The organism is Pseudomonas sp. P106(2024) (assembly GCF_057480815.1).
Genome location: NZ_JBLIYU010000012.1, coordinates 72,557 through 85,739, shown reverse-complemented (window position 1 = coordinate 85,739; position 13,183 = coordinate 72,557). Strand labels below are relative to the sequence as shown.

The window sequence follows — 13,183 nt, the reverse complement described above, 5'->3', positions numbered from 1 at the left end:
GCGCCAAGGCGAAGGCAAGGCCCCGGCGGGGCCTTGACGACGAGCCGAAGGCCGCGTGCGCGGAGCGCCACGGCCGTTCGGTACCTTTTTACTGCTGGTACTCACCGCGCTCGCGGGCGATGGCCCGGTAGCCGATGTCGGTGCGGTAGAAGCTGGCGTCCCACTTGACCTGTTCGGCCAGGCGGTAGGCCTGCTGCTGGGCGGCCTCGACGGTGTCGCCCATGGCGGTGGCGCAGAGCACGCGGCCGCCAGCGGTGACCACCTGGCCGTTCTTCAACGCGGTACCGGCGTGGAACACCTTGCCTTCAAGCTTGGCGGCGGCATCCAGGCCGCTGATCGCGGCGCCCTTGGCGTAGTCGCCCGGGTAGCCGCCAGCCGCCAGCACCACGCCCAGGCTCGGACGCGGGTCCCACTGGGCCTCGACCTTGTCCAGGGCCTTGGCGAAGGCGGCTTCGACCAGCAGTACCAGGCTCGACTCCAGGCGCAGCATGACCGGCTGGGTCTCCGGGTCGCCGAAGCGGCAGTTGAACTCGATGACCTTGGGGTTGCCCGCCTTGTCGATCATCAGGCCGGCATACAGGAAGCCGGTGTAGACATTGCCTTCCTCGGCCATGCCGCGCACGGTCGGCCAGATTACCTGGTCCATCACGCGCTGGTGCACGTCGGCGGTGACCACCGGGGCAGGGGAGTAGGCGCCCATGCCACCGGTGTTCGGGCCGGTGTCCTGGTTGCCGACGCGCTTGTGGTCCTGGCTGGTGGCCATGGGCAGCACGTTGTGGCCGTCGACCATGACGATGAAGCTGGCTTCCTCGCCGTCGAGGAACTCTTCGATCACCACCCGCGAACCGGCTTCGCCGAAGGCATTGCCGGCGAGCATGTCGCGCACGGCGTCTTCGGCTTCCTGCAGGGTCATGGCGACGATCACGCCCTTGCCGGCGGCCAGGCCGTCGGCCTTGATCACGATCGGCGCGCCTTTCTCACGCAGGTAGGCCAGGGCCGGCTCGATCTCGGTGAAGTTCTGGTAGTCGGCGGTCGGGATCTTGTGACGGGCCAGGAAGTCCTTGGTGAAGGCCTTGGAGCCTTCCAGCTGGGCCGCGCCCTTGGTCGGACCGAAGCAGTCCAGGTTGCGGCTGCGGAACAGGTCGACGACGCCGAGCACCAGCGGCGCTTCCGGGCCGACGATGGTCAGGTCGACGTTGTTCTCGGCGAAGTCGGCCAGTTGCTCCAGGGCGGTGACGTCGATGGCGACGTTCTCGCACTTGGCTTCGGTGGCGGTGCCGGCGTTGCCCGGGGCAACGAAGACTTTCTCGACGCGTGGGTCCTGGGCGACTTTCCAGGCCAGGGCGTGTTCACGACCGCCGCTGCCGATGATCAAAACTTTCATGTCAAAACCTCGAATTCTTTCGGACGGGAGGCAAGGCCTCACGCTGTACGAGGTCGCAATGAAGCAGGTAGATGCAAGGCGGGGCCGGTTCCGATGAGCGGAGTTGCCTTCTGGCAATGAGCATCAGCGGAACCGGCCCCAACGCAGCAGATGCCTGCTTCAGTGCGGCCGATTGCCGTAAATCAGTGGCGGAAGTGGCGCATGCCGGTGAACACCATCGCAATGCCGGCTTCGTCGGCAGCGGCGATGACTTCGGCATCACGCATCGAGCCACCCGGCTGGATCACGGCGCTGATACCCACTTTAGCCGCATTGTCGATGCCGTCGCGGAACGGGAAGAACGCGTCCGAGGCCATCACCGCGCCCTGCACCTGCAGACCGGCGTGTTCGGCCTTGATCGCGGCGATGCGCGCGGAATTGACACGGCTCATCTGGCCGGCGCCGACGCCGATGGTCTGGCGGTTCTTGGCGTAGACGATGGCGTTGGACTTGACGAACTTGGCCACTTTCCAGGCGAAGACCAGGTCGTGGACCTCCTGCTCGGTCGGTGCGCGCTGGGTGACGATCTTCAGGTCGTCGGCGCTGATCATGCCGATATCGCGGCTCTGCACCAGCAGGCCACCGTTGACGCGCTTGAAGTCCCAACCGGCGGCGCGTTCGGCTGGCCACTCGCCGCACTCCAGCAGGCGTACGTTCTGCTTGGCGGCCACGACTTCGCGGGCGGCCTGGGAGATTGTCGGGGCGATGATCACTTCGACGAACTGACGTTCGACGATAGCTTTGGCGGTTTCGCCGTCCAGTTCGCGGTTGAAGGCGATGATGCCGCCGAAGGCCGATTCGGTATCGGTGGCGTAGGCCAGGTCATAGGCCTTGCGGATGCCGCCTTCATCTTCAGGCACCACGGCCACGCCGCATGGGTTGGCGTGCTTGACGATGACGCAGGCCGGCTTGACGAAGCTCTTCACGCACTCCAGCGCGGCGTCGGTGTCGGCCACGTTGTTGAACGACAGCTCCTTGCCTTGCAGCTGGGTCGCGGTGGAGATGCTGGCCTCGCCCTTCTTGGCCTCGACGTAGAACGCCGCGCTCTGGTGCGGGTTCTCGCCGTAGCGCATTTCCTGGGCTTTGACGAACTGACTGTTGAAGGTGCGCGGGAATTCGCTGCGGCCTTCGGTCGACAGGGTCTGCTTGGCCTGGTCGATGGTGCCCATGTAGTTGGCGATCATGCCGTCGTAGGCGGCAGTGTGCTCGAACGCCTTGAGCATCAGGTCGAAGCGCTGGGCGTAGGTCAGGCCACCGGCCTTGAGACCCTCGACGATACCGGCGTAGTCACCAGTGTTGACCACGATGGCCACGTCTTTGTGGTTTTTCGCTGCCGAACGGACCATGGTCGGGCCGCCAATGTCGATGTTCTCGATGGCGGTCGGCAGGTCGCAGCCCGGCTTGCTGATGGTGGCTTCGAACGGGTACAGGTTGACCGCGACCAGGTCGATCGGCTTGATGCCGTGCTCGTTCATGATGGCGTCGTCGGTGCCGCGACGGCCGAGGATGCCGCCGTGGATCTTCGGATGCAGGGTCTTGACCCGGCCGTCCATCATTTCGGCGAAGCCGGTGTAATCGGCCACTTCCACCGCGCTCACGCCATTGTCCTTGAGCAGCTTGTAGGTGCCGCCGGTGGACAGGATCTCGACACCGAGCTGTTGCAGCTCACGGGCGAATTCGAGGATACCGGTCTTGTCGGAGACGCTGATCAGGGCGCGGCGGATCGGCAGGCGGGTAGTCTGGTCGGTCATTTCAGATTCCATAACGCGGTGGAGTCAGCAAAAAAGGCGCCTCTTTGCATGAGCGCCTTTTCTGGTTGGGGTTCTGGCCTTACAACAGATCGTACTGCTTGAGCTTCTTGCGCAGCGTGCCTCGGTTGAGTCCGAGCATCTCGCTGGCCTTGGTCTGGTTGCCCTTGACGTAGTTCATCACGCATTCGAGCAAGGGCGCCTCGACTTCCGAGAGCACCAGGTTGTACACGTCCGTGACGGTAGCGCCTTCCAGGTGGGCGAAGTAGTTGTGCAGCGCCTTCTCGACGCTGTCGCGCAGGGTCTGGCCCTCCTCGCTCGGCGTGTTCAGGTGCTGCTTGAGGTTGGCGTTGTCGCTCACGGGCGTTGTTCCACTCACTAATGTCTCGGTCATCATCGTCATGCGGCCACCCCTTGTTCGTCCTCTGTCCCAAGGCTCTGTCGACGTTCGGCGAAAAACGCCTGAACGTTGGCGCACTGCGCTTGTGTGTCTTCCAAAGCGTTGAACCGGCTGCGGAACTCCTTGCCGCCGGGTCGGGTCGCCAGGTACCAGCCCACGTGCTTGCGGGCGATACGCACGCCCATCACATCGCCGTAGAAGGCGTGCAGCGCAGCCAGGTGCTCCAGCAGAATGCGTTCCACTTCGTCCAGCGCCGGTGCGGGCAAATGCTCGCCCGTGCGCAGGTAATGCTCGATCTCGCGGAAAATCCACGGCCGCCCTTGGGCGGCACGGCCGATCAGCAGGCCGTCGGCACCGGTGGCGTGCAGCACCGCCCGGGCCTTTTCCGGCGAGGTGATGTCGCCGTTGGCAAATACCGGGATCGACACCGCCTGCTTGATCGCGGCGATGGTGTCGTACTCGGCGTCACCGGTGTACAGGTCGGCGCGTGTGCGGCCATGCACCGCCAGCGCCTGGATGCCGGCCTGTTCGGCGATCTTCGCCACATTCAGGCCGTTCTTGCTCGCCCGGTCCCAGCCGGTGCGGATCTTCAGCGTCACCGGGACATCCACGGCGCCGACGACGGCGTGGAGGATCTCGGTGACCAAGGCTTCATCTCTCAATAAAGCAGAGCCTGCGGCCTTGTTGCAGACTTTTTTCGCCGGGCAACCCATGTTGATGTCGATGATCTGGGCGCCGGCCTCGACGTTTGCCCGGGCCGCCTCGGCCATCATCTGCGCGTCGCCGCCGGCGATCTGCACCGAGCGCGGCTCGGGATCACCTTCGTGGATGCGGCGCAGGCTCGACTTGCGGCTGTTCCACAGGCGCATGTCGCTGGAGACCATCTCCGAGACCACCATGCCCGCCCCGAGGCGTTTGCACAGGGTGCGAAAAGGCTGGTCCGTGACGCCGGCCATGGGAGCCAGGATCAGGTTGTTCTGCAGTGTGTAAGGGCCGATGCGTACCGCCGACATAGGTGTTCCCTGTTGTGGGGCCGAATCATTGGAGTTCGAAAAAGGGATGGCATGATACCCGCTCTCGATGACCGGATAAAGATGAATCTGGATAAAATCTGAACAGTTGCGGCGTTATGACCGATGCCGCGGGTACTGGAAATTCAGCACGTTGCGCTGAACCTGGGGCCGCTTTGCGGCCCGTTCGCAACGCTGGCAAGCCAGTAGGGGGGCTTGCAGCCGGTCGCTTATTCCGGCGAGCGGAAGCTCAGGCTGTAGTTCACCGCCTTCGGCCCCGGGTCGAGGATGTCCAGGGCGATATGGATCGGCGTTTGGCTGGGCATCTCGCCGCGGCCGGCCAGTTCGCCCGACAGGTATTCGCTGGGCTTGAAGCGCCGGCTGGCGATCAGCTGGCCGTTGAGGTCGGCGAAGCGCAGTTCCAGCAAGGGGAAGGGCTGGGCGAAGGGGGCACGGTTGTAGATGATCGCGTCGACGATCAGCGCGCCCTTGAAGTCCGGGTGGCTGCGCACCACCAGATTGCTGCTCTTGATCCGCGAGATGTCCACGCGGGTCGGCACCTGGCAGCCGAGCGCCGGACACAGTTGCTGGAACCAGGGGCGGTACTGGTCCTGGCGGGCCATCTCGTCGAAGTGGAACCAGACGTACTGGAACGCCAGCAGGGCGGCGGCCAGCAGCGTCAGGAAGCTCCACAGCAGGCGCTTGCCCCAGTTCGGCGCGGGCTTTTCCCAGTCCAGCTGCAACGGATCGTCGACCACATTGACCAGCGGCTCCTTGCGCGTGCGCTCGGGCTTGATCGCCAGGCTCGGCTCCAGGCGCTGCCCGTGCTGTTCATCGGGCTCCTCGTCGCGGGCCGAGAGCGGCTCGCTGCGGACCTCGTCGTCCAGCGCCGACAGCCCCTTTTGCGGAACCGGCTCGTCGTTGACGGACAACCGCTCCAGTGGCTCGTCGAGGTCGTCGGCCGGTGGCTGGTGGCGCACCGGCGGTTCGTCGTCCAGGTCGAGATCGGCGTTGCCGAGCGTCGGTTCGGTGCGTTCGTCGGCCGCGGCTTCCAGGTCCAGCGGTTCCTGTTCGACCAGTACCGGCGCTTCCTCGCGCACCTGTGCGGGCGTCAGGTCGTCATCGGTGGCCGTGCCGAACAGTTCATCGCCATGTCCATCGCCGACTTGCTCATCGCGACGGGCTTGCAGCACGCTCTGCGCCGCGCCGCGCCGGTCACCCGGGCTGCGTCGTTCAAGGCGCGCCAGTTCCTGGTCGAGGTCGAGGGCGTCCAGTTCCTCGGCCGTGACGCTCCAGTTGTCGTCGCCCGGTGCCGGGGTTTCGGCCGCCGGCTCGGCTGCCGTGGCCACCGGTGCGACCGGCTCGGCCATGGCGGGCGGTGCCTCGGCGCGGCCTTCGGCGGTGGCGGCGCGGTTCTGCTCCAGCAGCTGTTTCGCCGCGTTGAACACCTGCAGGCAATGGCCGCAACGCACCACGCCGCGGGCCACGCTCAACTGGTGATGGGTGACGCGAAAGCTGGTCTGGCAATGCGGGCACTGGGTGACGAAACTGTCGGTCATGCGGCTGTCCGGGGAGCTGTGCAGGAAATGAGTCTAGGCGCGCTTAGCGGCGGCGACCACTGATACGTACCCAGCCGTCGCGCACGACGATCGGGTCCAGGTCGAAGTCGGCCGTATAGGCGGCGGCCACTTCCTCGCCTTGTTCGGCAAGGATGCCCGACAGCGCCAGCAGGCCTCCGGGCCGCACCAGGCCGGACAGTTGCGGCGCCAGCGAGACCAGCGGGCCGGCCAGGATATTGGCCACCAGCACGTCGGCCTGCATGGCCGGCATCTGCTCGGGCAGGTGCAGGGCGAACCGCGCGTCGGCGATACCGTTGCGCTGGGCATTGTCGCGGGAGGCTTCCAGCGCCTGCACGTCGATGTCGGTGCCGACCGCCTCGCGGGCGCCCAGCAGCAGCGCGGCGATGGCGAGGATGCCCGAGCCGCAGCCGAAGTCCAGCACCTGCGTGCCTTCCAGTTGCTGGCCGTCAAGCCATTCCAGGCACAGCGCGGTGGTTGGGTGGGTGCCGGTGCCGAACGCCAGGCCCGGGTCGAGCAGCAGGTTGACGGCGTCCTTTTCAGGTGCTTCGTGCCAGCTCGGCACGATCCACAGGCGCTGGCCGAAGCGCATGGGCTGGAAGTTGTCCATCCAGCTGCGTTCCCAGTCCTGGTCCTCGATCACCTCGGCGTGGTGCTCGGGCAGCTCGGCGCCGGTCAGCAGGTGCAGGTGGGCGAACACCTGCTCGGGCTCGGCATCGGCCTCGAACAGCGCCAGCAGGTGCGTGTGCGACCACAGCGGGGTGGTGTTGAGGTCCGGTTCGAAGATCGGTTGGTCTTCGGCGTCCATGAAAGTCACCGAGACGGCGCCTACTTCGAGCAGGGCATCTTCGTAGGTTTCGGCTTGTTCCGGGCTGATGGCCAGGCGTACTTGCAGCCAGGGCATGGCGGGCACCTTTGGTAAATCGACAGGGGCAGCCCGAGGCTGCGCGAAAAGGCCGCCAGTTTACTTGAGTGCGGGGGCTTTGTGCAGGACGCAGTTGTGGGGCCGCAATTAACCGGTGCCATCGCCGGGCTAGCCCGCTCCCACGGGAGAGCGCGGGGCAGCCCTGCGGTTCAGAGGCTTCGCGCGCGGGTAACCCGGTCGACCAGGTACACCAGGCCGTGATAGTCGATGCCGCTGTGGCTCGACAGGCCGATTTCGCAGGTGCGGCTGGTGGAGATCCCTTCGCTGCAATACTGCACGGCGTCCTTGAGTGTGCGCAGGGAGTGGGCGTTGAGCTCCGGGGTGGTGAAGCCCTTGTCGCCGGCGAAGCCGCAGCAATGGATGCCCTCGGGGATCACCACCTGCCGGCTGCAGCGGCGCGCCAGGTCGATCAGCGCCTGGCTTTCACCCAGGTGCTGGGTGCTGCAGGTCACGTGCACCGCCACCGGCTCGTCCTGGGGGGTGAACTCCAGCCTGTCGACCAGGTGGGTGCGGATGAAGCGCACCGGGTCGTACAGGTCCAGCCGCGACTCGCCCAGGTCCTGCACCAGGCGCAGGGTGCAGGGACTGGTGTCGCAGTAGATCGGGTCGAGGCCGCCGCGGCTGGCGTGCAGCAGGGCGTTGATCAACTGCTGGCGCTTGTGCTCGGCCTGCTCGGGATAGCCCTTGGAGGCGAACGGCTGGCCGCAGCACAGGCTGTCGGCGTTGTCCGGGAATACCACCTGGTAGCCGGCCTTTTCCAGCAGGGCGCAGGTCTTGTCCAGCAGCGAGCTCTGTTCGCGGTCGGCGTAGGCCGGGCCCATCACTCGCGACACGCAGGCGGCCAGGTAGACGACCCGTGGTCGGGCATCGTGGCTCGGCGCGGGGAAGTCGATGGCGCGCAGCGGCTGCGGCATGGCGGGCGTCCACTGCGGCAGGCGGCCCTTGCTGGCCCTGCTCAGGCTGGCGCTGAGGCGGCTCATGCGTGGAGCGCCGAGCAGCTTGCGCGCGCCATTGGCGGCGGCCAGGGTGAAGCGGGCGCCGCGCAGGGTGGTGTGGAAATGCTCGGCCAGCCAGTCGGCGGCCTTGCCGTGCTCAGCGGCCTGGCCGCGCAGCTTCTTCACCAGCTCGCCGGTATTGATGCCCACCGGGCAACGCTGGGCGCACAGGCCCGTGGCGGCGCAGGTGTCGATACCTTGGTACTGATAGGTGCGCAGCAGTTCGCGGGTGTCGACGCCGGCGCGCTTCCTCGCCTGGATGTCGCGCCACATGACGATGCGCTGGCGTGGGCTCAAGGTCAGCCCTTTCGATGGGCACACCGGCTCGCAGAACCCGCACTCGATGCATTTGTCGACGATCTCGTCGGCGGCCGGCAGCGGCTTGAGGTTCTTCAGGTGGATGTCAGGATCCTGACTCAGCACCACATCGGGGTTGAGGATGCCGTTCGGGTCGAGCAGGCGCTTGAGCTGCCACATCAGCTGGTAGGCGTCGTTGCCCCATTCCAGCTCGACGAACGGCGCCATGTTGCGCCCGGTGCCGTGCTCGGCCTTGAGTGAGCCGCCGAACTCCACCGCCACCAATTGCGCCACATCGTCCATGAACGCCTGGTAGCGCGCCACTTCTTCGGCATTGTTGAAACCCTGGGTGAAGACGAAGTGCAGGTTGCCTTCCAGGGCGTGACCGAAAATGATCGCCTCGTCGTACCGGTGCTTGTCGAACAGCTGGATCAGGCGGTTGACGCCTTCGGCCAGTTGCTCGATGGGGAAGGTAACGTCCTCGATGATCACCGTGGTGCCGGTCTGGCGCACGGCACCGACGGCGGGGAAGGTGTCTTTGCGAATCTTCCACAGCTGGTTGTACACCGCCGGGTCTTCGCTGAAGGCGACCTTCTGCTCCAGCGGGAACTCGGCGATGGCTGCCATCACCTGGTCGAGCTGCTCGTGCAGCAGGCTCTGGCTGGCGGCGCGGGACTCGATCAGCAGGGCGCAGGCGTTGTCGGAAAGGCCTCTCACCCATGCCGGCATGCCAGGCATCTCTTGCACCGAACGCAGGCTGCGGCGGTCGAGCAGCTCCACGGCGGACACCGGTTGCGGCTTGAGCAGGGTCACCGCTCGGCAGCAGCTTTCGACGCTCGGAAACACCAGCAGCGCGCTGGCCTTGTGCGGATGGTCGGGCACGGTGTCGTAGGTGACGGCGCTGATGAAACCGAGGGTGCCTTCGGAGCCCACCAGCAGATGCTGCAGGATGTCGAGCGGCTGGTCGTAGTCCACCAGCGCGTTGAGCGACAGGCCCGTGGTGTTCTTCAATCGGTACTTGTGGCGGATGCGATCGGCCAGCTCGGTGTTGGCGCGGGTCTCGCGACCAAGGCGCGCGAGTTCATCCAGCAGGCCGGCGTGGCTTTGCTCGAACGCGGCAACACTGGCCGGGTCCTCGCTGTCCAGGCGGGTGCCGTCGGCCAGCACCAGGCGCAGGCCGGCAAGGGTGTGGTAGGTGTTCTGCGCGGTGCCGCAGCACATGCCGCTGGCGTTGTTGGCGACGATGCCGCCGATCTTGCAGGCGTTGATCGAGGCCGGGTCCGGGCCGATCTTGCGCCCGAAGGGTGCGAGCCAGGCGTTGGCCTGGGCACCGATTACCCCGGGCTGCAGACGGATCTGCGTGCCCTGGCCGCGAATCTCCCGGCCGTTCCAGTTGTCGCCGAGCACGATCAGCACCGAGTCGCTGATGGCCTGGCCCGACAGGCTGGTGCCGGCGGCGCGGAACGTCACGGGTACCCGGTCACGCTGGGCCAACTGGAGCAGGGCGACCACTTCGTCCTCGGATTCCACGCGCACCACCAGCTTGGGAATCAGTCGATAGAAACTGGCGTCGGTACCGAACGCCAAGGTCGAGGTCGGGTCGTCGAAGCGGCGTTCGGCAGGGATCAGGCGCTCGGCATCACGCAGGAACGCGGCGGGCAGGCTCATGCAGTCTCCTCGCGGGGCCGCGGCGTCTTGTGCGCGGCGTGCCCCGGGTAATCAGGCGTTGGCGGGCGCGCTCAGGCGCCCAGTTCGCGGACCAGCGAGTCGCGGGTGATCTCGCCGATGGACTTGGCGCCAGTCAGCACCATGGCCACGCGCATTTCTTTCTCGAACAGCGCCAGCAGGTTCTTTACGCCCGCTTCGCCATGGGTGGCCAGGGCATAAAGGAAGGCGCGGCCGATCAGCACGGTATCGGCGCCCAGGGCGACCATGCGCACTACGTCCAGGCCGTTGCGGATTCCGGAGTCGGCGAGGATCTTGATGTCGCCCTTCACCGCGTCGGCGATCGCCGGCAGGGCGCGGGCGCTGGACAGCACGCCGTCGAGCTGGCGGCCACCGTGGTTGGAGACGACGATGCCGTCGGCGCCGAACTTGACCGCGTCGCGGGCGTCATCGGCGTCGAGTATGCCTTTGATGATCATCGGGCCGTCCCAGAATTCGCGGATCCACTCCAGGTCTTTCCAGGAGATGGACGGGTCGAAATTGTTGCCCAGCCAGCCGATGTAGTCGGCCAGGCCCGTGGGGTTGCCCCGGTATTTCGAGATGTTGCCCAGGTCATGGGGGCGGCCGAGCAGGCCGACATCCAGCGCCCACTGCGGGTGAGTCATGGCCTGCCACATGCGGCGCAGCGGCGCGTTCGGGCCGCTCATGCCGGAGTGGGCATCTCGGTAGCGGGCGCCGGGCACGGGCATGTCGACGGTGAACACCAGGGTCTTCACGCCGGCCGCCTTGGCGCGCTCCAGGGCGTTGCGCATGAAGCCACGGTCTTTCAGTACATACAGCTGGAACCACATCGGCCGGTCGATGGCCGGGGCCACCTCTTCGATCGGGCACACCGATACCGTGGACATGGTGAATGGGATGCCGTGGGCCGCCGCCGCGCGCGCCGCCTGCACTTCGCCACGGCGGGCGTACATGCCGGTGAGGCCGACCGGGGCCAGGGCCACAGGCATGCTCAGGGTTTCGTCGAACAGCCGGGTCTCCAGGCTCAGGTCCGACATGTTCTTCAGCACGCGCTGACGCAGGGCGATGCTGGCCAGGTCCGAGACGTTGTGGCGCAGTGTGTGCTCGGCGTAGGCGCCGCCGTCGGCGTAGTGGAAGAGGAAGGGGGGCAGCTTGCGTTGGGCCGCGGCGCGATAGTCGGTGGAGGCGGAAATGATCATGGATTCTCGCAGCGTGGGTTGAAGGAGGTGCCGGGCGCTGGTCGGCGCCCGGGCCCTTTCACTTTAGTGATGAACCAGCATGCCGGTCAGCCAATAGGCCTGGATCAGGGTGATCAGGCCGACGATGGTGGCGAAGAACAGGCTGTGCTTGACGGTGAAGCGGAACAGGTCGGATTCCTTGCCGACCAGGCCGGTGGCGGCGCAGGCCACGGCGATCGACTGCGGCGAGATCATCTTGCCGGTCACGCCGCCGCTGGTGTTGGCCGCCACCAGCAGGGTGTCGTTGACCCCGATCTGGTGCGCGGTGGTGGCCTGCAACGAGCTGAACAGGGCGTTGGACGAGGTGTCGGAACCGGTCAGGAACACGCCCAGCCAGCCCAGGAACGGCGAGAAGAACGGGAACGCGGCGCCCGTGCCGGCCAGCACCAGAGCCATGGTCGAAGACATGCCCGAGTAGTTGGTGACGAAGGCGAAGGCCAGCACCATGCCGATCGACAGGATTGGCCAGCGCAGTTCCCAGAAGGTCTCCTTGAAAGTGGTCAGACCAGTTTTGAAGTTGATCTTCAATACCCACATCGAGATCAGCGCCGAGAGGAAGATCGCGGTGCCGGTGGCGGAGATCGGGTCGAGCTTGAACACCGCCGGCATGGCGGTCGGCGCGGTGACGATCGGCGCGGTCTTGATCACCAACTGGTCGAGGTGCGGGATGGCGAAGTTGAACACGAAGTTGTACATCGCGCCGCCCGGGGCGAAGGCCGCCTTGAACGGCTTCAGGGTCCAGATCGTGACCAGCACGGTCAGGATCAGGAACGGCGACCAGGCCTTGAAGATCTCGCCGAAGCTGTACGGCGAAGGCTGGCTGCCACCCGATTGCACGACGGCGGCGCCGACGCTGCCCTTGGCTTCGGCGAACGAGCGCTTGGGCTGCCAGACCTTGAGGAACAGGGTCAGGGCGATCAGGCTGGCCAGGGCAGAGGTGATGTCCGGCAGCTCCGGGCCGATGAAGTTGGAGGTGAAGTACTGGGTGACGGCGAAGCTCAGGCCGGCCACCAGGGCGGCGGGCCAGGTCTCTTTCACGCCGCGCACGCCGTCCATCATGAACACCAGCCAGAACGGCACGAACAGCGACAGCAGCGGCAGCTGGCGGCCAGTCATGGCGCCGATGTGGAAGGCGTCGATACCGGTCACTTGCCCGGCGACGATGATCGGGATGCCCAGGGCGCCGAAGGCCACTGGCGCGGTGTTGGCGATCAGGCACAGGCCGGCGGCGTACAGCGGGTTGAAGCCCAGGCCCACCAGCAGCGCGGCGGTGATGGCCACCGGGGCGCCGAAGCCGGCCGCGCCTTCGAGGAAGGCACCGAAGCAGAAGCCGATCAGCAGCACTTGCAGACGCTGGTCGTCGGTGATCGACAGCACCGAGCTGCGAATCACCTCGAACTGGCCGCTCTTGACCGTGAGCTTGTAGAGGAATACCGCAGCGACGATGATCCAGGCAATCGGCCACAGGCCGTAGAGGAAGCCATAACCCGCGGCGGCCAGGGCCATGTCGACAGGCATCTGGAAGGCGAAGATCGCCACCAGGATCGACAGCGCGAGGGTGATGCTGCCGGCGACGTGGCCCTTGAGGCGGAACACGGCAAGGGCGAGGAAGAAGAATACGATGGGGATGACCGCCGCCAGCGCGGACAGGCCTAGGCTACCAAGCGGAGTATAGAGTTGTTGCCAGGTTTGCATATGGGGTGGCCCCTAATTGTTGTTGGTCAAGGCTCTGGCATTGGATAATTGGTAATACCAATTTACAATGGCTGGGCGCTAGGTTAAGAGCGCCGCGCAGGGTGTGTCAATTTGTCCTGTGGAAAACTTTGGTCGGATGCCGATGAGCGGGCATCTGAGCGGCAGGGAAAATCGCCGCCTGATGGGTGT

9 protein-coding genes are annotated in these 13,183 nt (G+C 66.0%); all 9 read right to left on the bottom strand.

What is annotated here, in order from left to right; all coding sequences use genetic code 11:
• Positions 1-88: 88 nt before the first annotated feature.
• Positions 89-1,384: a phosphoribosylamine--glycine ligase gene (gene purD, locus AC25M7_RS18820; protein ID WP_486971357.1), complete on the bottom strand. Its 1,296-nt coding sequence runs from the start codon at positions 1,382-1,384 to the stop codon at positions 89-91.
• A gap of 182 nt (positions 1,385-1,566) precedes the next feature.
• Positions 1,567-3,174: a bifunctional phosphoribosylaminoimidazolecarboxamide formyltransferase/IMP cyclohydrolase gene (purH, locus tag AC25M7_RS18815; protein ID WP_486971356.1), complete on the bottom strand. Its 1,608-nt coding sequence runs from the start codon at positions 3,172-3,174 to the stop codon at positions 1,567-1,569.
• A 79-nt stretch (positions 3,175-3,253) separates the two neighbouring features.
• Positions 3,254-3,574: a DNA-binding transcriptional regulator Fis gene (gene fis, locus AC25M7_RS18810; RefSeq protein WP_011535876.1), complete on the bottom strand. Its 321-nt coding sequence runs from the start codon at positions 3,572-3,574 to the stop codon at positions 3,254-3,256.
• Positions 3,571-4,584: a tRNA dihydrouridine synthase DusB gene (gene dusB / locus AC25M7_RS18805; RefSeq protein ID WP_028691277.1), complete on the bottom strand. Its 1,014-nt coding sequence runs from the start codon at positions 4,582-4,584 to the stop codon at positions 3,571-3,573. The genes fis and dusB overlap by 4 nt, the downstream gene beginning before the upstream one ends.
• A gap of 227 nt (positions 4,585-4,811) precedes the next feature.
• Positions 4,812-6,140 (bottom strand): DUF3426 domain-containing protein, encoded by a 1,329-nt coding sequence (locus tag AC25M7_RS18800; RefSeq protein WP_486971355.1) that lies wholly within the window; start codon positions 6,138-6,140, stop codon positions 4,812-4,814.
• 43 nt (positions 6,141-6,183) lie between these two features.
• Positions 6,184-7,062: a 50S ribosomal protein L11 methyltransferase gene (gene prmA / locus AC25M7_RS18795; RefSeq protein ID WP_088851432.1), complete on the bottom strand. Its 879-nt coding sequence runs from the start codon at positions 7,060-7,062 to the stop codon at positions 6,184-6,186.
• Between the two features lie 170 nt (positions 7,063-7,232).
• Positions 7,233-10,043: an FAD-binding and (Fe-S)-binding domain-containing protein gene (locus AC25M7_RS18790; protein WP_236179479.1), complete on the bottom strand. Its 2,811-nt coding sequence runs from the start codon at positions 10,041-10,043 to the stop codon at positions 7,233-7,235.
• A 71-nt stretch (positions 10,044-10,114) separates the two neighbouring features.
• Positions 10,115-11,260: an FMN-dependent L-lactate dehydrogenase LldD gene (gene lldD / locus AC25M7_RS18785; RefSeq protein ID WP_028691273.1), complete on the bottom strand. Its 1,146-nt coding sequence runs from the start codon at positions 11,258-11,260 to the stop codon at positions 10,115-10,117.
• A gap of 63 nt (positions 11,261-11,323) precedes the next feature.
• The gene (locus tag AC25M7_RS18780) at positions 11,324-12,994 is read right to left on the bottom strand and encodes a lactate permease LctP family transporter (RefSeq protein ID WP_028691272.1); all 1,671 of its coding nucleotides are present in this window, start codon (positions 12,992-12,994) and stop codon (positions 11,324-11,326) included.
• Positions 12,995-13,183 lie beyond the last annotated feature (189 nt).

Coding starts and splice junctions, on each gene's coding strand:
- AC25M7_RS18800 (WP_486971355.1), bottom strand. CDS start 6,140: ATGACCGACAGTTTCGTCACCCAGTGCCCGCATTGCCAGACCAGCTTT.
- dusB (WP_028691277.1), bottom strand. CDS start 4,584: ATGTCGGCGGTACGCATCGGCCCTTACACACTGCAGAACAACCTGATC.
- prmA (WP_088851432.1), bottom strand. CDS start 7,062: ATGCCCTGGCTGCAAGTACGCCTGGCCATCAGCCCGGAACAAGCCGAA.
- AC25M7_RS18780 (WP_028691272.1), bottom strand. CDS start 12,994: ATGCAAACCTGGCAACAACTCTATACTCCGCTTGGTAGCCTAGGCCTG.
- lldD (WP_028691273.1), bottom strand. CDS start 11,260: ATGATCATTTCCGCCTCCACCGACTATCGCGCCGCGGCCCAACGCAAG.
- purD (WP_486971357.1), bottom strand. CDS start 1,384: ATGAAAGTTTTGATCATCGGCAGCGGCGGTCGTGAACACGCCCTGGCC.
- fis (WP_011535876.1), bottom strand. CDS start 3,574: ATGACGATGATGACCGAGACATTAGTGAGTGGAACAACGCCCGTGAGC.
- purH (WP_486971356.1), bottom strand. CDS start 3,174: ATGACCGACCAGACTACCCGCCTGCCGATCCGCCGCGCCCTGATCAGC.
- AC25M7_RS18790 (WP_236179479.1), bottom strand. CDS start 10,043: ATGAGCCTGCCCGCCGCGTTCCTGCGTGATGCCGAGCGCCTGATCCCT.